Below are 22,500 nucleotides of genomic sequence, written 5' to 3'. Positions count from 1 at the left end.
AAAACTCGGCAGGCTCGGACCCATGACCAAGGCGACCACCACCAACACCGGCGCCCCTGTGCCCAGCGACAACGAGTCGCTCACCGCGGGTACCCAGGGCCCGATCCTGCTCCACGACCACTACCTGATCGAGAAGCTGGCCCAGTTCAACCGTGAGCGGGTGCCGGAGCGTGTGGTGCACGCCAAGGGCGCGGGCGCGTTCGGTGAGCTCGTCGTCACCGGCGATGTGAGCCGCTACACCAAGGCCGCGGTGTTCCAGCCGGGCACCCGCACCGAGTCGCTGGTGCGCTTCTCCACCGTCGCCGGTGAGCAGGGCTCGCCCGACACCTGGCGCGACCCCCGCGGTTTCGCGGTGAAGTTCTACACCACCGAGGGCAACCTCGACATCGTCGGCAACAACACCCCGGTGTTCTTCATCAAGGACCCGATCAAGTTCCCCGACTTCATCCACTCGCAGAAGCGCCTGCCGGGCTCGGGCCTGCGCGACGCCAACATGCAGTGGGACTTCTGGACCCTGCGTCCGGAGACCGCCCACCAGGTCACCTGGCTCATGGGCGACCGCGGCATCCCGGCCACCCTGCGCCACATGGACGGCTTCGGCTCGCACACCTACCAGTGGATCAACGAAGCGGGCGAACGCTTCTGGGTGAAGTACCACTTCAAGACCGATCAGGGCATCCAGTGCCTGACCCAGGCCGAGGCCGACGAGATCGCCGGTAAGGACGCCGACTACCACCGTCGCGACCTGTACGAGGCCATCGAGCGTGGCGACCACCCGAGCTGGACCCTGAAGGTCCAGATCATGCCGGTCGCCGAGGCGGACAACTACCGCTTCAACCCGTTCGACCTGACCAAGGTCTGGTCGCAGCAGGACTACCCGCTCATCGAGGTCGGCCGCTGGACCCTGAACCGCAACCCCGCGAACTACTTCGTGGATATCGAGCAGGCCGCCTTCGAGCCCTCGAACACGGTTCCGGGCGTTGCCTTCTCGCCGGACAAGATGCTGCTGGGCCGCGTGTTCGCCTACGCCGACGCGCACCGCTACCGGATCGGCGCCAACTACGCGCAGCTGCCGCCGAACCGCGCCAAGGCCGCGCAGGTGAACTCGTACTCGCAGGACGGCGCGATGCGGTTTCAGCACAACGCCTCCAGCGTTCCGGTGTACGCGCCCAACTCCTTCGGCGGCCCGCACGCCGACCCCGAGCGCGCCATCGACGACGGCGCCTGGGCGTTCGACCCGACCATGGTCCGGGCCGGCTACATCCAGCACCGCGAGGACAATGACTTCGCGCAGGCCGGCACCCTGGTCCGCGAGGTCATGGACGACGCCCAGCGGGACCGCCTGGTCTCCAACGTCGTCGGCCACATCCTCGGCGGCGTCCGCGAGCCGATCCTGAGCCGCGTGTTCGACTACTGGAAGAGCGTCGACGCCGATCTCGGCAAGCGCATCGAGGTGGGCGTGCGCGAGCAGCTCGCCAAGTAACACGATCATCCAAGGCCCGCACCATGTTCCATGGTGCGGGCCTTGTCGCATCTCCAGCGGATAACGCGGCTATCTATGATGGGGGACCGGCGACAAGGAGGTTCGATGCGAATCGGCGAGCTGAGCAAGGCCAGTGGCGTATCGACCCCGTCGATCAAGTTCTACCTGCGCGAGGGCCTGCTGCCCAAGGGTGAGGCGACCGGCCACAACCAGGCCCAGTACGACGATTCGCACCTGCGCCGGCTCCGGCTGATCCGCGCGCTCATCGAGGTCGGCGGCCTCTCCATCGCCTCGGCTCGCGATGTGATTGCGGCCCTGGACGATTCGAATCTCGGCACGCACAAGATCCTCGGCGTCGCCCAGCACACCGCCGCCCGCGGCATCGCGTTCTGCGACGAGGAGTCGAAGCGGGTGGCCCTGACGGAGGTGCGTGCCATGCTGGAGCGCCTGGGCTGGCGGGTCGGACCCGACAATCCGGCTGTGCACGCCGCCGCCGAGGTGGTCGGCGCGCTACGCCAACTCGGACATGGGGACATCGCCGACCGCCTCGAGGACTACGCCCGCGCCCTGAAACCGGTCGCCGAATTGGATATGGCCGTGCTGGCCTCGCGCCCCGACATCGACAGCATGGCCGAGACCGTCGTGGTCGGAAACGTGCTCGGGGACGAATTGATCAGCGCGCTGCGTCATCTCGCGCAGACCGATCGCTCGGCCGAATTCTTCAGTGCCGAGCCAGGATCGAATCGGTGAGGCGCGCGGCTACGGTGTCGTCGAGGGGTGCGTGGCCCAGGATGAAGCGGTACCAGAACACCCCGTAGAACTCGTCGACCATGAGATTCAGATCGGCGTCGGCCGGGATTTCGCCGCGCTGCTGCCCGCGGGTGAGCACCGCGTGGAGAGCGTCGCGCCGCCGTGCGGTGAAGGTCCGCAGCAGGTCGGCGAGATGCGGATCCTGCGCGGACTCGCGTACCAGGGTGCGCAGTGCGGGCGCGGTCAAAGGATCCTGTGCGCCACGGAAAGTCGACTCGACGATGGTCCGCAGGTCGGTCCGCACCGAGCCGGTGTCGGGTGTGGGCACCTGCAGTGACGACCGCTCGGTGAGCGCGTCGAGCAGCAGCGCGCCCTTGGACGGCCACCACCGGTAGACGGTCTGCTTGCCGACCCCGGCGGCGCGGGCGATGGCGTCGATGGTGACGGCCGCCCCCTCGGAGGTGCCGAGCAGCCGCAGGGCCGTGTCCAGGATGGCCTGGTGGGTCGCTTCGTTGCGTCTGCGTCCGGTATGGGGTCGTTCGGGTGTCACCGCCGCCTCCTGTGTCGCACATCACCGATTTGTCGAGACTAAAAGTCTCGATTACAGCGTTGTCGAGACTGTCAGTTCCGTAAGAATAGACGGACAGCGACAGAGAGGTTTTCGACAATGACCACAACACCGCGCGTCGTCGTCATGGGTGGCAGCTCCGGCATCGGCGAGGCCACCGCCACCGCCTTCGCGGCCGACGGCGCCGAGGTCGTCATCACCGGGCGCTCGCAGGACAAGCTGGACGCGGCCATCGCGCGCATCGGCGGCAAGACCACCGGCTACGCGCTCGATGCCACCAGCAAGGACGAGATCGCCGCGTTCTTCGCGCAGTCCGGAACCATCGACCACCTGATCATCTCGGTGAGCGGCTCGGCCGGCAGCGGCCCCTTCGCCGAACTCGACCTGGACCAGCTGGCGGCCGGCTTCGACGGCAAGTTCTGGCCGCAGGTGCGCATCCTGCAAGCCGCACTGCCGCACCTGGATTCGCAGGGTTCGGTCACCCTGGTGACCGCGGGCTCGTCCCGCTCCGCCTTCCCCGGCACCGCGGGCCTGGCCGCCATCAACGGCGCGCTCGACGCCATGGTCCCGCCGCTGGCCGTCGAACTCGCCCCGCTGCGGATCAATGCCGTCTCCCCGGGCGTCATCGACACCCCTTGGTGGGACCGGGTTCCCGCCGAACAGCGCACCGCCCTGTTCGACGGCCTGGTCGCCACCACCCCGGTCGGCCGCGTCGGCCGTCCCGAGGACATCGCCCGCGCCATCCACATGCTGGCCACCAATGGCTTCATCACCGGCGTGGTGCTGGACGCCAACGGCGGCACCAGCCTGGCGACGGGCCGTTGACCAGGCAGTAGTTTGGTGGGCATGCTCGAAAGCTCCGCCACCGCACCGGAATCGACCACACCGCGCCGAGCCACCTGGTTCGAGCTGTTCGGGGACCTGGTGTTCACCGCCGCCGTCGGGCAGATCACGCATCGGGTGGGCGCGCACCCCGATGCGGGCTCGGTGGCCGCGGTCGCCGGACTGTTCGTGCCGCTGTGGTGGGCCTGGGTGCTCTACGCGGTGCATGCCAATCGGGCCGATCGGGATACGACCGCGCACCGGCTGCTGACCAGTTTCGGGCTGGTCGGCATCGTCGGCATGGCCGTCTTCGCGGGTGGGGTCGGGCATGATCGCGGCGTCGACGCCGGATTCGTGATCGGCTATCTGGTGGCGCGGGCCGGCGTGGCGGCCCTCTACGCCTGGGATTCCCGGCGGAATCCGGCGCTCCGGAGCGTATTCCGTTCGTTCACAACGGGTTCGGCCGCCGGCGCGGTCTTCTGGCTCGGCGGTCTGGCCTTCGAGTCGGGCCCGATTCGCTACGGCTGCTGGGCGATCGCGATGCTCGTGGAGTTGGCGTTGCCGCTGGTGGTCGGCCGCCGCCTGGACGGGGTCACCCAGGAGACCGAGCATCTGCGAGAACGCTTCGGGCTCTTCACGATCGTCATCCTCGGCGAGTCGGTCCTCGGCTTCACCAATGGATTGGCCGCCGCGCGCACAGCGGGTTGGGCGGCGGTGACCGCGGCTGCCGCCTTCGCGCTCACCGTGGGTCTGTGGTGGTCGTACTTCAACGGCAGCGGCATGCGCGCGGGCTCGCACACCGAGCTCGCGCGCCCTGGAAAACTGTTGCACGCCTACACGTTCGGGCATCTGCCCATGCTGCTGGCCCTGGCATTGACCGGTGCGTCGATGGGTATGGCGGTGACCGGCGGCGGCTCGCACCTCGACGCCACCGCCGCGGCGTGCATCGTCGGTGGCGTCATCGTCTATCTGGTGTCGCTGGCCCTGGTTCGGGCCGCTTTCACCGGTCTTCGCGAGCACGTCGTGGTGATCCGCCTGGTCACCGCCGTGCCGGTGGCGGCCCTGCTGCCGGTGGCCACGCGCATTCCGGTGGCCGCGCTGCTCACCGTGCTGGCCGTGCTGGTGATCGGCTCGGTCGTCGCGGAGACTCCCGCCCAGCGCCGCCGCTCGGCGGAAATGGGCTGAGTCGCCTTCTCCCGCAGGCTATTTCCCGGCCGCGCGACTGCGTCGCAGTTCCAGCCCGTCCAGGATGAGCCGGAGCTCGTCGCCGAAGAAGTCTTCCCTCGACTGCGTGGTGTCCAGATTCCGGTACACGTCATGGCGTTTGGCGACGTGCGGATAGGGCCGTGTCGCCTGGTCGGCCGTCGCCATGAACTGGGTGAACCATTCCTTCTCGGTCGCACCGCTACGGGCGATGGTGATGAGCATGGCGGTTTCGCCGCTGGTGGCGCCAATAATGTAGGACCAGAACACATTCGCCCCGCGGTCCGCGGTCCTGTCGTCGAAGCCGGCCGCGTCGAGCAGGCCGAGCATGGCATTCGAGATGCGCATGAGATTGGGGCCGAGGTAGGCCAAGCCGGCTCCGGTCATGGCGGTGCTGATCCACGGGTGTGACAGGATGGCCGAGCGCACATCTGTGCCCAGCCTGAGCAGCTCGTCGCGCCAGTTCTCCGGCGTGTCGGCGTCGGGCATCCGGATGTCGCGGAAGGCTTCGTCGATCGCCAGCTCGAGGATCTCGTCCTTGTTGGTGACGTGCGTGTACAGCGAGGTGGCTCCGGCATTGAGGCGGGTGCCGAGCTTGCGCATGCTCAGAGCTTCGTAACCCTCGGTATCGAGCAGGGCGAGCGCCTCGGCCACGATCTGTTCCCGGCTCAGTGCGGGCTGATCGCGCCGCTGTCGTTCCGGTCGGGTCCACACCGACGAGAACTCCTGCGTCTTGGCCGCCATGGCTTTCCTCCTTCGTCCGTGGAACAGCATAACTCCAGCTAGAACGCCGTTCGTTTGGCCGTACACCGTTCCCTATTGCGAACAGTGTACGGAGACCGTACAGTGTTCGACAACGCCGCACAGTGTGCGGACGAGCTTCTCGAAGGGGAACCGAAATTACTGCCAAAGATGTGACCGAAGCGCTGAGTGCTTCTGTCTCCCAGCGCAATCCGAAACGCTGGCTGATCCTGACCGTGCTCTGCCTGTCCACGCTGGTGCTGGTGATCGACAACATGGTCCTCACCGTCGCCCTGCCGCAGATCGCGATCGACCTGCGCGCCGGGTCCCAGGCCCTGCAGTGGGTGATCGACTCCTACATCCTGGTTTTCGCGGGCCTGCTGCTCACCACCGGCAGCCTGTCCGACCGCTTCGGCCGCCGCCTGATCATGGTGCTCGGTCTGGCGCTCTTCGGGGCGGCCTCACTGATCGCCGCCTACGCGACCAGTGCGGGCATGCTGATCTCCGGTCGCGTGGTCATGGGTATCGGCGGCGCGCTCATCATGCCGAGCACGCTGTCCATCCTGATCAACGTGTTCGACGAGCAGGAGCGGCCCAAGGCGATCGCCGCCTGGACCGGTGTGTCGGTGCTGGGCATGGTCGGTGGCCCGGTACTGGGTGGCGTGCTGCTCAACCACTTCTGGTGGGGCTCGGTGTTCCTGCTGAACGTGCCGATCGCGGCGCTGGCCGTGGCCGCCGCCTTCGTCCTGATGCCGGAGTCCAAGGGCCCGGCCCGCCCGATCGATCTGCCGGGCATGGCGCTGTCGATCATCGGCATGGTGTTGCTGGTGTGGTCCATCATCGAGTTCCCGAGCAAGGGCCTCGACGGCACCTGGCCGACCATGATCCTGGCCGCGGTCGTGTTGGTGGCCTTCGTGATTCGCGAGCTGAAGGCCGAGCACCCGATGGTTCCGCTGCACCTGTTCCGCAATCGTGTGTTCACCGGATCCAGCTTCTCGCTGGTGCTGGTCACCTTCGCCAATGCCGGTCTGACCCTGGTGCTGACCCAGTACCTGCAGTTCGTGCTCGGCTACTCGCCCATCAAGACCGCGCTCGCCTTCACCCCGTTCGCGCTGACCGCCCTGGTGTTCAACGGCATGGGTGCCGGACTGGTGCAGAAGCTGGGCGTGCGTCCCGTCGCCCTGATCGGAATGCTGGTGCTGGCCGGTGGTTTCGGCGCTCTGGCCGCGCTGACCGCGGACTCCGGCTTCTGGCTGCCCGCCGCGGCCATGTCGCTGGTCGGCGCCGGTGCGGGTCTGGCGATGCCGGCCGCGATCGGTGCGCTGATGGGCGCGATCCCGCCGGAGCAGGCCGGTGTCGGTTCGGCGCTGAACGACACCATTCAGCAGACCGGTGGTGCGCTGGGTGTCGCGGTGCTCGGCGCGGTGCTGGCCGGCACCTACACCGATCGCATGCCGGCCTCGGCTCCGGCCGCGGCCCGCGAGGGTATCGCCGGCGCCTTCGCCAGCGGCCGGACCGAGCTGATCGGCGCTGCCCGTGACGCTTTCACCCACGCCATGTCGAACACCTTCCTGGCGGGCGGCGCGGCGGTCCTCGCCGCCACGGTGATCGCCTTCTTCCTCATGAAAGGTGCGAAGGCGGCCGCGCCGGAGGGGATTCCGGCCGAGGCCGAATTGGTCGAGGCCAAGTAGTCACCGCCGAATCGGAAGTCCGCCCCGGCATCACGCCGGGGCGGACTTCGTCGTTCAGCCGAGCAGCTGTTCGATGCGCGCGGTACAGAATCCCGTGATGTTCATGTCCGGCGGGAGCCGCACGCGATGTGTCATGCGCAGCAAGGGAATCGACAAGAGCGCGGCCGAGAAGATCTCCTGATACTCGAGGTGGCGAACCTCGTGCCCGGTGCGCTTCTCGTAATAGGAGACGGTCTCCTCGCGCGACGGCGTCCCCGGCAGTGGAGCATGGCCTTCGTATTCACTGCACGCCCAGTCCAGGAACAACATCCACGCCAGATCCGACTCCGGTGCGCCGAGATGGGCTATCTCCCAATCCAGTACGCCGCGAACCCGGAAGTCCTCGTCGTACAGGATGTTCGACATCCGAGCGTCGCCCCAGCAGAGGCTGATCCGTTCCGGCTCGTAGCGGTGCTCCCGCAGATGCGCGACGGCCCGCCGGTAGGTCTCGGGCGGATCGCCCTCGCAGGCCCAGTTCAGCGCGGCCTCGAGATAGTTCACCCCCTGCTCGATCACGCCGTCGCCGTGCTGCGGGAAGGCCAGGAAGTCCAATCGCAGTGCCCGCCAGTCCAGCTGATTGATCTCGGCGATGGTGTCGACGCACCCCCACCACATGCGGGCCCGTCCCTCGGGCGTGGCCTCGAAGTAGTTCCCGGCGGTGTGATACGACGGATAGTCGCTCGGCGCTCGGCCCTCCAGCCGGTTCATGACGAAATATGGACTGCCGAGCGGGTTGTCGCCGCGCTCGAGCCAGGTCACGGTGGGCACGGGGAGACCGGTCCCGGCCAGCCGCTTCATGACCAGCACCTGACGGAGCAGGTCGTAGTCCGGGAACAGCGACATGTCCGGTGGTCGCCGCACGACGAGTGGGACGCTGCCGTAGTCGTCTTCGACCTCGAAAAGGTAGGTCTCGGTGGCGAATCCGCGCTCGGTGCGTAAAAGATTGCGCACCTTCGCCTTTCCGGAGCCCGGTAGGTGCTCGCGCACCGCCGGTTCCAGTGCCGCTCCGAGGTCCTCGGCGGGAATTCGGGTGGTGCTCAAGCTCAGAACCCTTCGTACCCGTACCGCGCATTGCGGCCCATGAACACCATTTCGACCAGCCCATAGCCGACCTTGCCGTCGGTCTCGATGCGGCAGAAGGTCTCGCTGAGCATGCTGGCCTGCCGCAGATCCGCGGTGTCGGTGAGGTCGGCGGTGAATCCGTCACTCCAGTCCGGGCCCTTCCACAGTCCGGAGGCGTACCCGCGGTAATGGTCGTATCCGGCTATCCCGGGCCAGAAGTCGGAGACCGGGGTGATGGTGAATTCACGGTCGCGGCCGTCGGCCGAACGCACCGTGAAGCTCCCGCCGCTGACGATCCGGAAGTCGTCGCGGAAGGTCAGCGCGTGCTCGGTGGTGACGATCGGCACCGGCTGCCGCCCGGAGCCCAGCGGTGGCAGCACCGTCCCCTCGAAGTGCCAGCGTTGTCCGTCGGCGGTCTCGCGCTGCGCGAAATGCACCAGCTCGTCCTCGAATTGGAAGATGCCCATGTAGTAGAGGACGCCGTCCGGGATCTCGCCCGGCTGCAGCCCGTCGCCCTCGCCGAGGCTGCCGCCGCCCCCGCCGTGCCGGGTGCCCCAGGAGTGATCGCGCCCGAACCACCAGGTCTCCGGGTCGATCTCGATGCGTTTGCCCTCGACCTCGAGCCAGCCGCTGATGCGCCCGTTCTGGTAGTACCGCCGGGCGTCCTCGCGGACCCGCCCGCGGCTGCGGAAGAACGCGGGTTCCTGTTCGTAGGCGGGGAATCGGCCGTCGAAGTCGAGGTGCAGTCGCACACCGTGCTCGTTGTCGCCGAGGGTGGCGCGCACCTTGCGCAGCGGTTCGACGATCTCGTAGGTGAACGGTCCGACGGTCCAGTCCGCGATGCCGTCGTACCGGCCCCCGATCTCGCGGGAGAGCCGGACCACGTGGGCGGTCTTGTTGCCGATGGTGACCATGGCGTAGGCGTCGAGCACGTTCCGGTTGGGGTAGCGGGCCATTCCGGTCATGACGCTGATCTCGCCGGTGGTGTCGAAGCCGTACATGACGACGCGCTCGGTCCAGCGCAGATCGCTCTGCTGCACATGGTCGAAGGTGGTGGCGAGCTGGTGGGCGAGCAGTTCGTCCTGCGGGGTCAGCATGGGTGCCTCCTGAATTAGAATACGGGCCGCAGCGTATTTCAAATCGGGCCACGATGTAACCTGTTTCAGAAATTGCCACCGACCCGAGTGAGAGGGAGCCCCGTGACCGCAGCGGCAGACACCGCCCGCCCCGGCCCCGGCCGCCCACGCGATCCGCAGCTGGATGCCCAGGTGCTGAAGGCCACCCAGGAACTCCTGGTCCGTGACGGCTATCAGGCCACCACCATTGCCGCGGTGGCCCGTCGCGCCGGCGTCGTCACCACGTCGATCTACCGCCGCTGGCCCGGCAAACGGGCCCTGGTCGAGGACGCCGTCTTCGCCCTCGACACCCAGAACCATCCGGCGCGAACCGGCGACCTGCGCGCCGACCTACTGGCCTGGACGCGCCTGTTCCTGGCCGCGGCCGCGCACCCCGCGGCCCGTTCGGCCATCCCCGGCCTGCTCTCGGAGTATCACGACGATCGGGAGAGCTACCGCCGCCTGCTCGACGGCGGTGAGCGTCCGACGATTCAGGCGTTGCGCGAACTGCTCACCGACGCGGCCGAATCCGGCCAGGCGGCGCCCGATTGCGATGTCGAGGCGATCTTCGAATTCCTGCGCGGCGCGACCCTCATGCGCGCCCTCACGCACGGCACCGAGGATGCCGACCACTTCAGCCGCCGAATCGCCGGCGCGCTGTACGCGGTCGCGCAAACCTCCACGTCAGAGTAGGCCCCACCAATAGATCAGGCAGGCCAGCACGAAGACGACCACGGTTTCCATCGTCAATCCCAATCTTCTTGGCGCTCTTGCCTTCCATGATGCCGTGCGCCGGGCGTGGGAGGCCACATATCGGGCAACAAGATCGCTGAACGGTAACCTGGAACACAGAAAACCCGCTCTACCCAACACCCCTCGTGGATGGATAGAGCGGGTTCTGCGCTGGCCTACCACCCCCTTCGCGGCAGGCCAGGGCTCATTACGAGTACCGATTGGTTGGTTTGCTGTGGCCGACCCGCCACCCCTCGTAGACGGGCCGGCCCCAGCGTCCCCACCCCCGGATGGTGGCTCGTTGGTTCCACCGGATGTTCCGGCGTTGACACAAACGATGCCCAGCCGCGCTTGGCACGGCCTTAACAAGATCTTGTAATAGTGAAAGTCGCTGGCAGCGCCCTATTTTCGAGCGGTCGCCGCATCGGCGGCGGCACTGACGCAGAACGGACGCCGGTGCGGAAACACGCACCGGCGTCCGGCATTCCGAGATCAGCCGAGCACCTTCACGAAATGTTCTGCGAGCGTTGCGATATCGGCGCGTCATCCGGTGTCGCGGGCCGCAGCTCGCGGCCGATCCTCAGGGTGTAGAGCAGCACCGCCACCGCGGTCAGAGCCAGCAGGATGTAACCGATGGTGTATTCATCGGTCGCGCTGTAGACCACGCCCATGACCAACGGCGGGAAGTAGCCGCCGAGCCCGCCCGCCGCGCCGACCAGACCCGTCACCGTGCCGACCCGCGCGGGTTCCACCAGCTTGGCGATGAGAGCGAAGACACCGCCGGTACCGAGGCCGAGGAAGAAGGCCATGAGCACCAGGCTCGCTCCGGCCGGAATCTCGGGCGCCGGCTCGAAGGCCAGCACCACCGCCATGATCGCCGCGCCCGCGAAGGAAATGATCAGCACCTTGATCGGCCCCAGCTTGTCGGACAGAGTGCCGCCCAGCGGGCGGGCCAGCACGCCCGCGATGGAGAAGCCCGCGGTGCGCAGTCCGGCGTCGGACTGGGAGAACTCGTAGACGTTCTTGAGCACGGTCGGCAGGTAGGTGGAGAACGCGACGAATCCGCCGAAGGCCAGCGCGTACAGGATCGCGCCCTCCCAGGTCGCCTTGAGCTTGAGCGCGTCCATGATCCGCGGCAGCGCCGGTTCGGTGGCCGGCTTCCACTGCGGGGAATCGCGGCTGAACAGCCACATGACCACGCCCAGCACGGCCAGCGCGACGGCCATCAGCACATGCGTCTGCGCGCGGCCGAGATGGTCGACCAGGCGCGGGGTGAACAGGGCCGAGAGCGCCGTGCCGCCCATGCCGAGACCGAACATGCCGGTGGCGAATCCGCGCCGGGCCGGTTCGAACCAGGCGTTCACGAACGGGATGCCGACGGCGAAGGAGGTGCCGGGGATGCCCAGGAAGAATCCCCAGATGATCAGCGCCGCAAAGGAGTTCGACCAGCCGACCAGGAGCACCGGGATGATCGAGACGAAGGCGATGATGGTGAACATGAGCCGCCCGCCGATCTTGTCGGTGAGCACGCCGACCGGGATCCGCCCCAGCGATCCGACGAGCACGGGGGTGGCGACCAGTAGGGACTGTTGGCCCGGCGACAGGTGCAGCTGCTTGGTATAGCTGCTCGATAGCGGACCAATCAGATTCCACGCCCAGAAGGTGAGGGCGAAGGCGAGTGTAGCGAGTGTTAGATTTCTCGCGTTCATCCCCTTTGTCTAACAGATACGCAGGTAGAACGGACTAAATTCGGCCATTTCGGCGCGCCTCGCGGACCCCTGCCGTCCGTTCCGCACCATGTCTGCTGTCAGATTGCGGAACTCCCAGGAGGAGCATGTGAAGTTGTGGCGATCCCGGCAGTGTCGGGCGGCGTTGCTGCCGACCTTGGCGGGTGTGATCGCGGTGGCCGGAACCATGGCCGAGGCCCAGGCCGACCCACTGGCAGACCTACCTCTGATTCTCGATGTCAGCACTCCGCACGACGGGCCCTGCAACGGCCCGCTACACGGCACCACCGCCGTCTACTTCCCGCCGGGCGTGCCTGCCCACGCCGAGGTGGAATGGCGAATCCTGGGCGGTGGCCAGCCGATTCGCAGCGGTATCACGGTGGTGCAGAACGACGTGATGACCGTCGGTTTCGATATCCGCCGCGATGAGCTACCCCCGGACGGACTCCTACGCGTGGACGCCCGCGCCCGCGTCCCCGGCGGCGACATCGGCGACTACGGCAAACCGTGGAACTTCCGGGTGAGCCGGGAATGCCGCCCCCTGCACGTGGTCTCGGTCGGCGACTCGGTGCTGTGGGGCCAGAGCCTGGAAAAGAACCGCACCTTCGCGGACCTGTTCGCCGAGACGCTCGGAACCCGGACCGGGCGGGGGGCGAAACTGCACGACTACACCGCCTCTGGCGCGACCTTGGACTCTCCGTCTCTGCACCCGAACTGCCCGAACTCCGACGACACCACCCTCGATGTCTTCTGTCAGCTCGAGCAGGCCGCCGCCGACGCCACCGCGAACGGCTACCGGATCGATCTGGTCCTGCTGGACGGCTGTCTCAACGACCTGGACCCCTTCTTCGGCATTCCGGTCGGCGTCACCCCCGGCACCCAGGACCTGGCCGCGGCCGTCCGCCGCGAATGTGGCGGCGTGGGTGCCGAATCGGTGAATCCGGCTGCCGACGTCCCCTACTTCAGCGGCGCCAAGCTCGGCTACGGCGGCCGCGGTATCCGCGAGGCCATGCAGGCCGCCCACGATCTGCCCGGTGCGCCGAAGGTGCTGGTGGGCGACTACTTCCACGGCTACGACGCCGGCCGCGTGCCGCAGGGTCTGACCCAGCGCTGGTCGGAATTCGTGCGGCTGTCCTCGGAGGCGTTCCGGCAGGCCGCCACCGACGCCAACGCCGCCGCGGGCGAGGTCTTCGCCGCCGCCGCGGACGGTTTGTTCACCCAGGACGCCATGCCGACCGGTGATCGCAGACCGGCCATGAATCCCCTGGGCGACGAGGCGGTTTCACTGCGCCAGCTGGCCTGCGCCCAGCCCGGCGCCCTGCCGCAGTGCCTGACCGTCCCGGTGGCGGCCCAGGCCGATCTCGACGGCGCCCGCAAGTACGTCGAGGCTTTCCTGATGAACGGCCGCATCGCCGAATGGTTCGGCGGCGGCGAACCGACCGGCGAGGGTTTCACCGCCTCCCGGACGACCACGCATCAGGGCACCCCGATCGCGTTCGACGCCGCCAAGGCGGGCAGCGCGATCCGCCAGTACGACTGGTACTTCGGCGACGGCTCGCACGAGACCACCACCGACAGCTCGACCTCCCACGCCTACAACGACCGCGGCCCGAACCTGCCGCGACTGGTGGTCACCGATATGACCGGCCATCAGAGCCTGTTCGAACTCGACCGTCCGATCACGGTCGGCTGAGTCAGGAGTGCAGCGCGGCTACCAGGCCGGCGATCTCGGCATCGGCGACCTGGTAGCCCGGGAAATAGCAGCAGACGCGAGAGACGCTGTCGCCGAACCGGGTTCGGATCCGGCGGGCGCAGTCCGCGGGCGAGCCGCTGACGGTCAGCGCATCGACCATGGAGTCGTCGATCAGCCCGGCCATGTCCCGCCAGCGCCCCTGTTTGGACAACGAGTTGAGCTCGGGCTGCAGATCCGCCCACCCCTCGACCTCCAGCACCGGGCGATAGGCAGGCGTGGAACCGTAGAACGCCAACAGGTTTCGCACGGCGAGCCGCGCGCCGGCCACCCTCTCCTCCGAATCGCCCATGGCCACAATCGCTTCCACGATGATCTCGAACGGCCGTTCCGACCCCGCGAGCCCTTTGTCCACCGCCGCCAGCGTCCGCTCCCGGAAGTGCCGCTCGGTATTGAACGGCATGACCAGCAGTCCGTCCGCCACCTCAGCCGCCATCTCGGTCATCCGCGGTCCCAGCGCCCCGACCAGAACCGGCGGCACGCCACAGGGATTCGGCCCCGGATCGAACTGCGGCGTCATCAGCGTGTGCTGCCAGAACCTGCCCCGATAATCCAGTCGCTCCCCGTGCTGCCACGCCCGCAGGATCGCCTGCACCGCCAGCACGGTGTCCCGCATCCGCTCGACCGGCTCCGACCAGACACTGCCGTACCGACGCTCGATGTGCGGCCGGATCTGGCTCCCGAGCCCGAGCCGGAATCGCCCGCCGGACAACGACTGCAGATCCCACGCCGTGTGCGCGAGATGCATCGGACTGCGCGGGAACGCCATGGCCACATTGGTCATGAGGTCGACGTCGGCCGTCGCGGCCAGCGTCAAAGGCATGAACACATCGTGCGCACCTTCGAAGGTGAAGACGCCGTCCACGCCGAGCGCACGCAATTCCGCCGCACGAGAAGCGGATTCGGCCAGCGGCGCGTTCAGCCAGATATCGACGGGCAGGGCCACTTGATCTCCTCCGGGTAGAGATACAACAGCCCCGGGCCGAGAGGTAGTAGGCCCGGGGCTGTTCCGGATCGGCGGTGGTCGTAGCCGCCGACCCGCACGGAGGCGCCACCAGGGAAGTAGCTGCACGCTCCGTCGTATTGAGGGTTCGGAGGCCGGAGCCCCCGAGAGTGGGGCCTATCCGTTGATGAGCTCCGCGGCCTTCTCGCCGATCATGTAGCTCGGCGCGTTGGTGTTGCCGCCGGTGATGCTCGGCATGATCGAGGCGTCCGCGACGCGCAGCCCCTCGATGCCGCGCACCTTCAGCTCCGGGTCGACGACCGCGCGCTCGTCCACACCCATGCGGCAGGTGCCGACCGGGTGGTAGATCGAGTGCACGCGGTTGGGCAGTTCGCGCCGCAGCGCGGTCTCGTCGGCCCACTCCTGGCCGGGGAAGAAGTTCTCGGTGATGTCGCCCGCGATGCTCTTGTGCGACATGACTTCCCGGATCATCTTGATGCCCTCGATCAGGAACTCGGTGTCCCACGGATCGGTCAGGTAGGCCGGGTCGATGAGCGGCGCGGCGAACGGGTCCGCCGAGGCCAGCTTCACCTCGCCGCGGCTCTTCGGGTAGATGAGCGACGGCATGACGGTCAGCGCCGGACGACGGTCCACCAGGTGCAGCTTGTCCTCGTCCTGGTTGGGGGTCGGGTAGCTCCACGGCAGGGTGTGGATCTGCATGTCCGGGTGGTCGCCCTCGGCGAACTTGGTCTTGACGAAGCCCGCGGCCTCGAAGACGGTGCGGCCCATGAACGAGCTGCCCGGGTTGCGCATCTCCTTGAGGATGCCGCGCGCGAAGTAGGTCGGAATGCCGCGGTGGATGGCCTTCTTGGACACGAAGGTCATCGGCACGAACAGGTGGTCGTGCAGGTTCTGGCCGACCGGCAGGTCCGCGACCACCTCGATGCCGTGCTCACGCAGCTGGCCGGCCGGACCGATACCGGACAGCATGAGCAGCTGCGGCGAACCGATCACGCCACCGGAGACGATGACCTCCTTGGCCGCGCGCACGATCCGGCGCGACCCGTTCTTCTCCGCGATCTCGACACCGATCGCGCGCCCGTTCTCGATGACGACCCGCGTCGCGTGCACATGCGTCAGCACGGTCAGGTGCGAGTTCGGCATGTTCGTGATGAACCCGCGCGAAGAGCTGTACCGCAGCCCGTCCTTCACGCTCTGCTGGAAGACCGAGAGACCTTCCTGCGACTCGCCGTTGTAGTCCTTGATGATCGGCGCGCCGAGGGTCTCGGACGCGGCGGTCATGAATTCCTCGGCGATCGGGGTGATCTCGCGCGGGCGGGTCACCTCGATCGGGCCGCCGGTGCCGCGGTAGTCGTCCGCGCCGTCGACCCAGTTCTCCAGCCGCTTGTAGGCGGGCAGGATCTCGTCGTAGCTCCAGCCCTTGTTGCCCTCGGCGGCCCAGGAGTCGAAGTTGGCGCGGTTGCCGCGCACGTAGAGCATGCCGTTGACGGAGCTGGATCCGCCGAGCACCTTGCCGCGGGTGAAGGGGATCTCGCGGTTGTTGGCGTGCTTCTGCGGGACCGAGTACTGCTTCCAGGTCACCAGCTTCTTCAGCTGCGGGACCGTGTGGACCACCGAGATCATGCCGGGGCGGGTGACCAGCTGGGTGTTGTCCTTGCGTCCGGCCTCCAACAGGATCACGCTCGCGCCGGCCTGCGCCAGCCGCCCGGCCAGCACGGCACCGGCGCTACCCGCGCCTACGACGACGTAATCGGCCTCGTTCGCGGAGCCCGGGGAAGCGGTCATATCAGTTACCTCATCTTCGAGTGTGCCTGGCATCACTGTAGAACAAGTTCTAGTCTGCCGACACAGTGGACATCATGTCCAGTCTCAAGATCAAGTGGCTGGAAACCCTGCGAGCCGCAGGTCGACATGGTTGAATCGGCATGAAACACGTTCCAATTTCGTGATCATAGCGGCACCTTGCCCGAGGAGGAACAGTGTCTGTTCCGTCATTACCGGCCGGCTTCGATTTCACCGATCCCGCGCTCTGGGCCGACCATAGCCCGACCGAGGAGTTCGCGCTGCTCCGCCGCACCGCGCCGGTCTGGTGGAATGCTCAAACTCCCGCGCAGGCGGCGCCCATGGACGACGACGGCTATTGGGTCATTACCCGGCACGAGGACGTGAAGGAGATATCCCGAAAACCGGAACTCTGGTCCTCGAATCGCAAGGGCTCCATCATCAAAATGCCCGCCGACTCCGCGCCCGAACAGATCGAACTCGGCCGTGAAGCGCTGCTGGTGAATATGGACCCGCCCAAGCACACCAAGATTCGGCGCATCGTCTCCAAGGGCTTCACCCCGCGGGCCATCGAGGGATTGCGCGCGGCACTCACCGACCGCGCGGCGAAGATTGTGCGCGAGGCGAAGGCCACCGGTGGTGGAGATTTCGTCGAACAGGTGGCGTGCGAATTGCCGCTGCAGGCCATCGCGGAACTGCTCGGCGTCCCGCAGCAGGACCGGCACAAGCTGTTCACCTGGTCGAATCAGCTCTTGAACTACGACGATCCGGAATTCGCGGGCAACAATATGACCGCCAACGCCGAATTGCTCGGATACGCCTACAACATGGCCGAGCAACGGCGAGCATGCCCGGCCGACGATATCGTCAGCCAGCTGGTGAACGCCGATGTGGATGGCGAGGCGCTGGGTTCCGACGAGTTCGGATTCTTCGTCATCCTCTTGTCGGTGGCGGGCAACGAGACCACGCGCAATGCCATCAGCCACGGCATGAAGGCGCTCGTCGACAATCCGGACCAGTGGAAGCTGTACCGGGAACTGCGGCCGCGCACCGCACCCGACGAAATCGTGCGGTGGGCGACGCCGGTGGTGGCGTTTCAGCGCACCGCCATGCGCGACACCGAAATCGGCGGGCAGTCGATTCGGGAGGGTCAGCGCGTCGGATTGTTCTACAGCTCCGCCAATTTCGACGAGGAAGTGTTCGACGACCCGTTCTCTTTCAATGTCCTGCGCGATCCCAATCCGCATGTCGGATTCGGCGGTACCGGGAACCACTTCTGCGTCGGCGCGAATCTGGCGCGGCTCGAGATCGATCTCATCTTCAACGCCATTGCCGATGCCATGCCCGACATCGCCGAGGTCGCGCCGCCGCAGCGGCTGCGGTCGGGGTGGATCAACGGGATCAAACACTGGCAGGTGAGCTACTCCTGAACCGGTGAGCCCCTCGAACCCGTTCTAGGATTCGTGTTTGTGACCAATCTTCGCGAGATTTCGCTGCGCACTCTGACCGACAAGCCGACGACGCTGGCCGAACTGGCCGGCGACAAGGTCGTGCTGCTGGTCAACGTCGCCTCCAAGTGCGGGCTCACCCCGCAGTACTCCGGCCTGGTCGAACTGCAGCAGACCTACGGGCCGCAGGGATTCACCGTGGTCGGCGTGCCGTGCAACCAGTTCATGGGGCAGGAGCCGGGCACGGCGGAGGAAATCGCCGAATTCTGTTCCACCACTTACGGAGTGGACTTCCCGCTGCTGGAGAAGAGCGACGTGAACGGCGAGGGCCGGATTCCGCTGTACACGGAGCTGGCGGCCACGCCCGATGCCTCCGGCGAAGCCGGAGACATCCAGTGGAACTTCGAGAAGTTCCTGATCGGGCGGGATGGCTCGGTCCTGGGTCGTTTCCGCCCGCGGACCGAGCCGAAGGATCCGGCGGTTACCGCCGCGATCGAGGCCGCACTGTAAATCAGCTGCTTGCCGGCCGTGTGCGCCTGCGATACCGCACCGCACACGGCTGCTGCAGCTGCACCACCATCTTCGAATGGTCGTTGCGGTAGCTGTCCGACGGCTGCGCCAGCTCGAATTCCCAGTCCCGCAACAAAATCGAGAAAATAGCCTTGAGCTGCATCAGCGCGAACGCCGCGCCCACGCAGCGGTGGCGGCCCGCGCCGAAGGGGATCCAGGTCCAGCGGTTGGCCAGATCCTCCTGGTTCGGATCGAGATAGCGGCTCGGGTCGAAGCGCTCGGGATCGGGGAACGACTCCGGAATCCGGTTGGAGACAGCGGGACTCGCGGCCACCAGGTCGCCGGGATCGATGCGGTGGCCGCACACCTCGAACTCCTCGCGGGCCACCCGCATGAGAATGATCAGCGGCGGGTGCAGGCGCAGGGCTTCCTTGAGCACCGCCTCCAGATGCGGAATCTGGCGCAGGGCATGGAAACTCACGTCCGAGCCGTCGGCGTACAGGGTATCCAGCTCGGTGACCACCTGCTCCAGAACCTCGGGGTGCCTGAGCAATTCGATGATCGTCCACGCCGCCGTGCCCGAGGTCGTATGGTGCCCCGCGAACATCATCGAGATGAAGATCCCGGTGATCTCGCTGGCCGAGAAGCGTGGCCGCCCCTGCTCGTCCTGGACCGACACCAGCACGTCCAGCATGTCGCGATCGTCCTTGCCCGTCGGCGGATTCGCGAGCCGTCCGGCCATGATGTGCCGCACCAATTTCACCAGTTCCCACCGCGCCTCGTCGCGACGCCGGAAGCTCTCGATGGGCGCGTACGGGTCGACGTAGCAGTAGGCGTCGGTGCCGCGCTCCAGTTCGTGGTACAGGTGCGCGAAGCGGTCGTCGAGTTCCTCGCGGAACTTGGTGCCGATCAGGCACGCCGAGGACGTGTAAATGGTGAGTTCGGCGAAGAATTCGAGCAGATCGATCTCGCCTTCGTCGCCCCAGCGGGCCAGCATGCGATCGACCTCGCGGGCGATCGTGGTGGCGTGGCCGCGCATCTGCTCGGCGCGCAGGGCGGTGTTGTGCAGCATCTCCTTGCGGCGCTCGGGCGGTGCGTCGAAGACCACGCCCTCGCCGAAGATGGGCTTCATGAACGGATACGCGGCGGCCTGATCCAGCTCGTCGTCGCTCGCTCGGAAGAAGAACTCGTTGGCCTGCGCGCCGGTCAGCAGGATGACGTCGCGATCCGCCAATCGGAACGAGCCGATATCACCGCATTCCTCGCGAACCCGTGCCATCAGGGCGATGGGATCGGTGCGGAACTCCTCGAGGTGGCCGTGCTCATGCTCGCCACCGGATACCGCGCGCGGTTTGACCAGGGTCATCTGTGACCTCCCGGGTAGACACCTGTCCAGACGGTACTACGGAAGCGATTGCACGGCAAGGGATCTCGCGGATCGCGAGAAATTTCGAGAATGGTTGCTCGAAAGCGGAATATCAGCCGCGCAGGACTTGCAGCGCGGCTTTCTCCATACGCTCGGCAACCTCGGCATAGGACGCATAGCCCATGCCCGCGCGGACCAATGCGCCCGCGTAGATCATTTCGAGCGTTTCCACGAGTTCGAGATCGTTGTCGGCGCCGAGGGCGTCGATCAACCGGGTCCGGATCTCGCTGCCGATCCGCAAACGCAGATGCGCCACATCGGGATCGGTGCCGAGCAGCGCGGAGGTCACCGCGCCCGCGAGCGTGGGCTCGTCGGCGACCAGCATGGCGATCTGGCGCAGCACCGCCAGCACCCGCTTCGTGGAATCCGGTTCGCCGTCCCCGGGGGCCTCGGTCGCCGCCAGGCGTCGCCAGAACATCTCCGCGACCAGGTGTTCCTTCGAGCTGAAGTAGGTGTACGCGGTAGCCGTACCCACCCCGGCCTGCGCCGCCACCATACGGACGGTGAGCCCGGCGAACCCCTCGCGCCGCAGCACGTCCAAGGCAGCCCGCGTCAGCTTCTCCACGGTATCGGCCTGCTTCTCGGTGAGCCGCCGCCGAGTGGCCTCCATGCTCACCGCTGAGCGGGCAGAAACGGGATCAGACACGTGTCCGGATGCTACTATGACTCGGCCCGCCGAGCAACTCGCGGTATACGCGAACCGCATGAATGAAGGCGCGTGAGAAAGGCTTTCGAATGACGACTCCGGTGCTGTCCGCCGCTGTGCGCGAATTGCCGGCACTCGGAGAGCAAATAGCGGAAACAGCACGGCCATACATTGGCGACGGACTCGTGCTGGAAGTCGCCACCGGGCTCGACACGGCGGATTCCAACGGTTATCGGGACATGGTCCGAACCTGGCGGAGCCCGGTGCGCCTGCTGCTGCTCAGCATTCCGGATGCTGCCGCGGCAGGCGACGCCTACGACGACTGGGTCCACTGGATCGCAGGCGGCGGACTGCTGGCGATCGCCGACAACGAGCCCCTCCACACCCGCGCCCTCGCCAGCGGCAAATTCCGCGACCTCGGCACAGTGGCAGACCTCCACCTACTCCAACGCATCGCCGCTTGCAACTAGCCGAAAGCTCAGCGCTTCAGGCGGATTCGAGGGTTCATGCCCAGCATGTGGGTGATGGCATGTTCTGGGAACAGCTCACGCGGATAGGCGGCGACGAAGGTGGTACCCAACAGCGCCGCCGGACCACGTAAGCGCAATGAGCGGATCACGTTGTACGGGTGCCGAACTCGGAACGTCGCGGTCTGCAACTCCACCGTGTAGGTACCGAAGCGAACCGCCAGTGGCTCACCCGGCGGCATGAGACGTGCGTATTTCTCCCGCGTGAGCCGCTTTCCGCGTGCGGCTCCGTTCAGCACGATGCCGAACAGCGCGGTGGCGATGACCAGAGCCGTGACCAGGCCCGGGATTCCTTGTGTGACCCAGGCCTGGAGGATGCCCACCACTGCGAGTACAGCCATTACCGGCACCAGGACAATCAGCATCTGCCGGGAAATCGCCCGAGCCATCGCTGCCGCGGTACCGGCATCCGCCACCATGACCACAGTCGGCTGTTCCAGGCGTGGAATGGGCGGCAGGGGTGGGAGATTCGAGGCATCCCACGGCCGCTTATCAGCGGCGGACCGCAGGATCTCGATTGCCCAGTCGGGAAACAGCTCTCGGGGGAAGCCCACGAACATGCCGCTGTAGAACAGCACCACAACACCCGACGGTTCCGGGTAGACGCCGCGCACCTGGTCGTACGCGAGCCGGGTGTGTCCGTCGAACTGCGCGATATCCAGCGCATCCGGACCGAACCGCGAAGCCATCACCATCCCTGGCCCGGCATACATCGCGGCCTGCGCGCTCATGTTTCGCGCGACAGCTCCTCGCCCCAGCAGCCTTACCCCTACGGTCACCGCGATCGTGACCGCCCCGACCCCGATTCCGAACCCGCCCAGCAGGAACCCCATGAACGCTACGAACGGGATCCAGATCGCGACCAGCTTCATCCACAGCCACCGGTTCCGCACCGACCTCCGCGCAACCGCCGCACCGATCGCCTCGGCCGTCCCGGGGCGCGCGACGAACACCGCGTGCGGCTGCTCCAGTGCCGGAATCGGCGGGAGGTCAGCGATATCCGAATGATCCAGTCCACCCATGTCGCGAAGCATAGGCATTGGAGAGCGAATTACTAGATTTGCCAATAGTTTTCCAGGCGTGTTGCTTCGATCATGCTGTCGTGTCGCTTGATTCGAAACTATGATCGAATGTATGACCGAAACCGCAGCTGACCTGTTCGCCGCCCGTGCGGTGATCGAGGAGCTGCGTGTCGTGCACTCGGAAATAGCTGTGTTGGAAGCCAAGCAGATGGCGTTGATGACCGCGCTCTACACCCTGCGCCGCGAGGAACAGCTCGACCTCGGCGTCGCCTACCTGCACGCCGGGGAGGATGCCGCCACCGAGATCGGGATCGCGCTGAAGATGTCGCAGCGTTCGGCGGATCTGCTGATCAATCTCGGTCTGGATCTGAACAACCGCTGTCCGGCCACTCTGGAAGCCTTCGCGGCCGGGCGCATCGATCTGGCTCAGGCTCGGGCGATCTCCCAGACCCTGGCCAACGTCCCGGACGAGGTGCGTGCGGAGTTGGAACC

At 66.8% G+C, this 22,500-nt stretch carries 21 protein-coding genes; 11 read left to right on the top strand and 10 right to left on the bottom strand.

Annotated features, from left to right (window positions below; genetic code table 11):
* The first annotated feature begins 22 nt into the window (after positions 1–22).
* Positions 23–1,483, top strand: a complete 1,461-nt coding sequence (locus tag GPX89_RS20300) for a catalase (protein WP_157389269.1) — start codon at positions 23–25, stop codon at positions 1,481–1,483.
* Between the two features lie 105 nt (positions 1,484–1,588).
* Entirely contained in the window at positions 1,589–2,233 is a 645-nt protein-coding gene (locus tag GPX89_RS20295) for a MerR family transcriptional regulator (RefSeq protein ID WP_157389268.1), read from the top strand.
* Here GPX89_RS20295 and GPX89_RS20290 read toward each other — a convergent pair.
* Entirely contained in the window at positions 2,205–2,783 is a 579-nt protein-coding gene (locus GPX89_RS20290) for a TetR/AcrR family transcriptional regulator (RefSeq protein ID WP_198347521.1), read from the bottom strand. The genes GPX89_RS20295 and GPX89_RS20290 overlap by 29 nt on opposite strands.
* 117 nt (positions 2,784–2,900) lie before the next feature.
* Between GPX89_RS20290 and GPX89_RS20285 the strand changes: the two genes are divergently transcribed.
* Positions 2,901–3,626 (top strand): SDR family oxidoreductase, encoded by a 726-nt coding sequence (locus GPX89_RS20285; RefSeq protein WP_198347520.1) that lies wholly within the window; start codon positions 2,901–2,903, stop codon positions 3,624–3,626.
* A gap of 21 nt (positions 3,627–3,647) precedes the next feature.
* Positions 3,648–4,808: a low temperature requirement protein A gene (locus GPX89_RS20280; protein ID WP_157389267.1), complete on the top strand. Its 1,161-nt coding sequence runs from the start codon at positions 3,648–3,650 to the stop codon at positions 4,806–4,808.
* Positions 4,809–4,826: 18 nt separating this feature from the next.
* Here GPX89_RS20280 and GPX89_RS20275 read toward each other — a convergent pair whose 3' ends face one another.
* Complete coding sequence (locus tag GPX89_RS20275; protein WP_198347519.1) at positions 4,827–5,570, bottom strand: TetR/AcrR family transcriptional regulator; 744 nt, start codon at positions 5,568–5,570, stop codon at positions 4,827–4,829.
* 170 nt (positions 5,571–5,740) lie between these two features.
* Between GPX89_RS20275 and GPX89_RS20270 the strand changes: the two genes are divergently transcribed.
* On the top strand, positions 5,741–7,258 hold the full coding sequence (locus GPX89_RS20270; RefSeq protein ID WP_328602077.1) for an MFS transporter: 1,518 nt from the start codon (positions 5,741–5,743) through the stop codon (positions 7,256–7,258).
* Between the two features lie 54 nt (positions 7,259–7,312).
* On the opposite strand, the gene GPX89_RS20265 is transcribed toward GPX89_RS20270, so the two are convergent.
* A complete protein-coding gene (locus tag GPX89_RS20265; RefSeq protein WP_198347518.1) occupies positions 7,313–8,338 on the bottom strand; it encodes a phosphotransferase family protein in 1,026 nt (341 codons plus the stop codon).
* Positions 8,339–8,340: 2 nt separating this feature from the next.
* On the bottom strand, positions 8,341–9,456 hold the full coding sequence (locus GPX89_RS20260) for a hypothetical protein (protein WP_157389265.1): 1,116 nt from the start codon (positions 9,454–9,456) through the stop codon (positions 8,341–8,343).
* A 102-nt stretch (positions 9,457–9,558) separates the two neighbouring features.
* On the opposite strand from GPX89_RS20260, the gene GPX89_RS20255 reads away from it, so the two are divergent.
* Positions 9,559–10,167: a TetR/AcrR family transcriptional regulator gene (locus tag GPX89_RS20255; RefSeq protein ID WP_328602076.1), complete on the top strand. Its 609-nt coding sequence runs from the start codon at positions 9,559–9,561 to the stop codon at positions 10,165–10,167.
* Positions 10,168–10,712: 545 nt separating this feature from the next.
* Here GPX89_RS20255 and GPX89_RS20250 read toward each other — a convergent pair.
* Positions 10,713–11,915 (bottom strand): MFS transporter, encoded by a 1,203-nt coding sequence (locus GPX89_RS20250; RefSeq protein WP_157389263.1) that lies wholly within the window; start codon positions 11,913–11,915, stop codon positions 10,713–10,715.
* Positions 11,916–12,042: 127 nt separating this feature from the next.
* Between GPX89_RS20250 and GPX89_RS20245 the strand changes: the two genes are divergently transcribed.
* Positions 12,043–13,626 (top strand): PKD domain-containing protein, encoded by a 1,584-nt coding sequence (locus GPX89_RS20245; RefSeq protein ID WP_157389262.1) that lies wholly within the window; start codon positions 12,043–12,045, stop codon positions 13,624–13,626.
* 1 nt (position 13,627) lies between these two features.
* Here GPX89_RS20245 and GPX89_RS20240 read toward each other — a convergent pair whose 3' ends face one another.
* On the bottom strand, positions 13,628–14,623 hold the full coding sequence (locus GPX89_RS20240; protein ID WP_157389784.1) for a TIGR03617 family F420-dependent LLM class oxidoreductase: 996 nt from the start codon (positions 14,621–14,623) through the stop codon (positions 13,628–13,630).
* A gap of 180 nt (positions 14,624–14,803) precedes the next feature.
* Positions 14,804–16,432 (bottom strand): GMC family oxidoreductase, encoded by a 1,629-nt coding sequence (locus GPX89_RS20235; RefSeq protein ID WP_157389261.1) that lies wholly within the window; start codon positions 16,430–16,432, stop codon positions 14,804–14,806.
* Positions 16,433–16,626: 194 nt separating this feature from the next.
* On the opposite strand from GPX89_RS20235, the gene GPX89_RS20230 reads away from it, so the two are divergent.
* A complete protein-coding gene (locus GPX89_RS20230; RefSeq protein ID WP_328602075.1) occupies positions 16,627–17,859 on the top strand; it encodes a cytochrome P450 in 1,233 nt (410 codons plus the stop codon).
* Positions 17,860–17,922: 63 nt separating this feature from the next.
* On the top strand, positions 17,923–18,387 hold the full coding sequence (locus GPX89_RS20225) for a glutathione peroxidase (RefSeq protein WP_157389782.1): 465 nt from the start codon (positions 17,923–17,925) through the stop codon (positions 18,385–18,387).
* Position 18,388: 1 nt separating this feature from the next.
* Here GPX89_RS20225 and GPX89_RS20220 read toward each other — a convergent pair whose 3' ends face one another.
* Together GPX89_RS20220 and GPX89_RS20215 are read right to left on the bottom strand one after the other, a co-directional pair.
* A complete protein-coding gene (locus GPX89_RS20220) occupies positions 18,389–19,753 on the bottom strand; it encodes a cytochrome P450 (protein WP_157389260.1) in 1,365 nt (454 codons plus the stop codon).
* A 112-nt stretch (positions 19,754–19,865) separates the two neighbouring features.
* The gene (locus GPX89_RS20215; protein WP_157389781.1) at positions 19,866–20,423 is read right to left on the bottom strand and encodes a TetR/AcrR family transcriptional regulator; all 558 of its coding nucleotides are present in this window, start codon (positions 20,421–20,423) and stop codon (positions 19,866–19,868) included.
* A 125-nt stretch (positions 20,424–20,548) separates the two neighbouring features.
* Between GPX89_RS20215 and GPX89_RS20210 the strand changes: the two genes are divergently transcribed.
* Positions 20,549–20,929: a hypothetical protein gene (locus GPX89_RS20210; RefSeq protein ID WP_157389259.1), complete on the top strand. Its 381-nt coding sequence runs from the start codon at positions 20,549–20,551 to the stop codon at positions 20,927–20,929.
* Between the two features lie 8 nt (positions 20,930–20,937).
* On the opposite strand, the gene GPX89_RS20205 is transcribed toward GPX89_RS20210, so the two are convergent.
* Positions 20,938–21,939 (bottom strand): YcxB family protein, encoded by a 1,002-nt coding sequence (locus GPX89_RS20205; protein WP_157389258.1) that lies wholly within the window; start codon positions 21,937–21,939, stop codon positions 20,938–20,940.
* 181 nt (positions 21,940–22,120) lie between these two features.
* Here GPX89_RS20205 and GPX89_RS20200 point away from each other — a divergent pair.
* Positions 22,121–22,500, top strand: a 380-nt coding sequence (locus tag GPX89_RS20200) for a DUF222 domain-containing protein (RefSeq protein ID WP_198347516.1), incomplete at its 3' end; no start/stop codon positions are given.

This window comes from Nocardia terrae (assembly GCF_009760405.1).
Classification (GTDB): domain Bacteria; phylum Actinomycetota; class Actinomycetes; order Mycobacteriales; family Mycobacteriaceae; genus Nocardia; species Nocardia terrae.
The sequence above is the reverse complement of the archived record's forward strand: the minus strand, read 5'-3'. Positions and strand labels throughout refer to the sequence as shown.

Bases quoted from the DNA above. Each gene is read 5' to 3' on its own strand.
- GPX89_RS20300 (WP_157389269.1), top strand. From the start codon at position 23: ATGACCAAGGCGACCACCACCAACACCGGCGCCCCTGTGCCCAGCGAC.
- GPX89_RS20295 (WP_157389268.1), top strand. From the start codon at position 1,589: ATGCGAATCGGCGAGCTGAGCAAGGCCAGTGGCGTATCGACCCCGTCG.
- GPX89_RS20285 (WP_198347520.1), top strand. From the start codon at position 2,901: ATGACCACAACACCGCGCGTCGTCGTCATGGGTGGCAGCTCCGGCATC.
- GPX89_RS20280 (WP_157389267.1), top strand. From the start codon at position 3,648: ATGCTCGAAAGCTCCGCCACCGCACCGGAATCGACCACACCGCGCCGA.
- GPX89_RS20275 (WP_198347519.1), bottom strand. From the start codon at position 5,570: ATGGCGGCCAAGACGCAGGAGTTCTCGTCGGTGTGGACCCGACCGGAA.
- GPX89_RS20260 (WP_157389265.1), bottom strand. From the start codon at position 9,456: ATGCTGACCCCGCAGGACGAACTGCTCGCCCACCAGCTCGCCACCACC.
- GPX89_RS20250 (WP_157389263.1), bottom strand. From the start codon at position 11,915: ATGAACGCGAGAAATCTAACACTCGCTACACTCGCCTTCGCCCTCACC.
- GPX89_RS20235 (WP_157389261.1), bottom strand. From the start codon at position 16,432: ATGACCGCTTCCCCGGGCTCCGCGAACGAGGCCGATTACGTCGTCGTA.
- GPX89_RS20220 (WP_157389260.1), bottom strand. From the start codon at position 19,753: ATGACCCTGGTCAAACCGCGCGCGGTATCCGGTGGCGAGCATGAGCAC.
- GPX89_RS20215 (WP_157389781.1), bottom strand. From the start codon at position 20,423: ATGGAGGCCACTCGGCGGCGGCTCACCGAGAAGCAGGCCGATACCGTG.
- GPX89_RS20210 (WP_157389259.1), top strand. From the start codon at position 20,549: ATGACGACTCCGGTGCTGTCCGCCGCTGTGCGCGAATTGCCGGCACTC.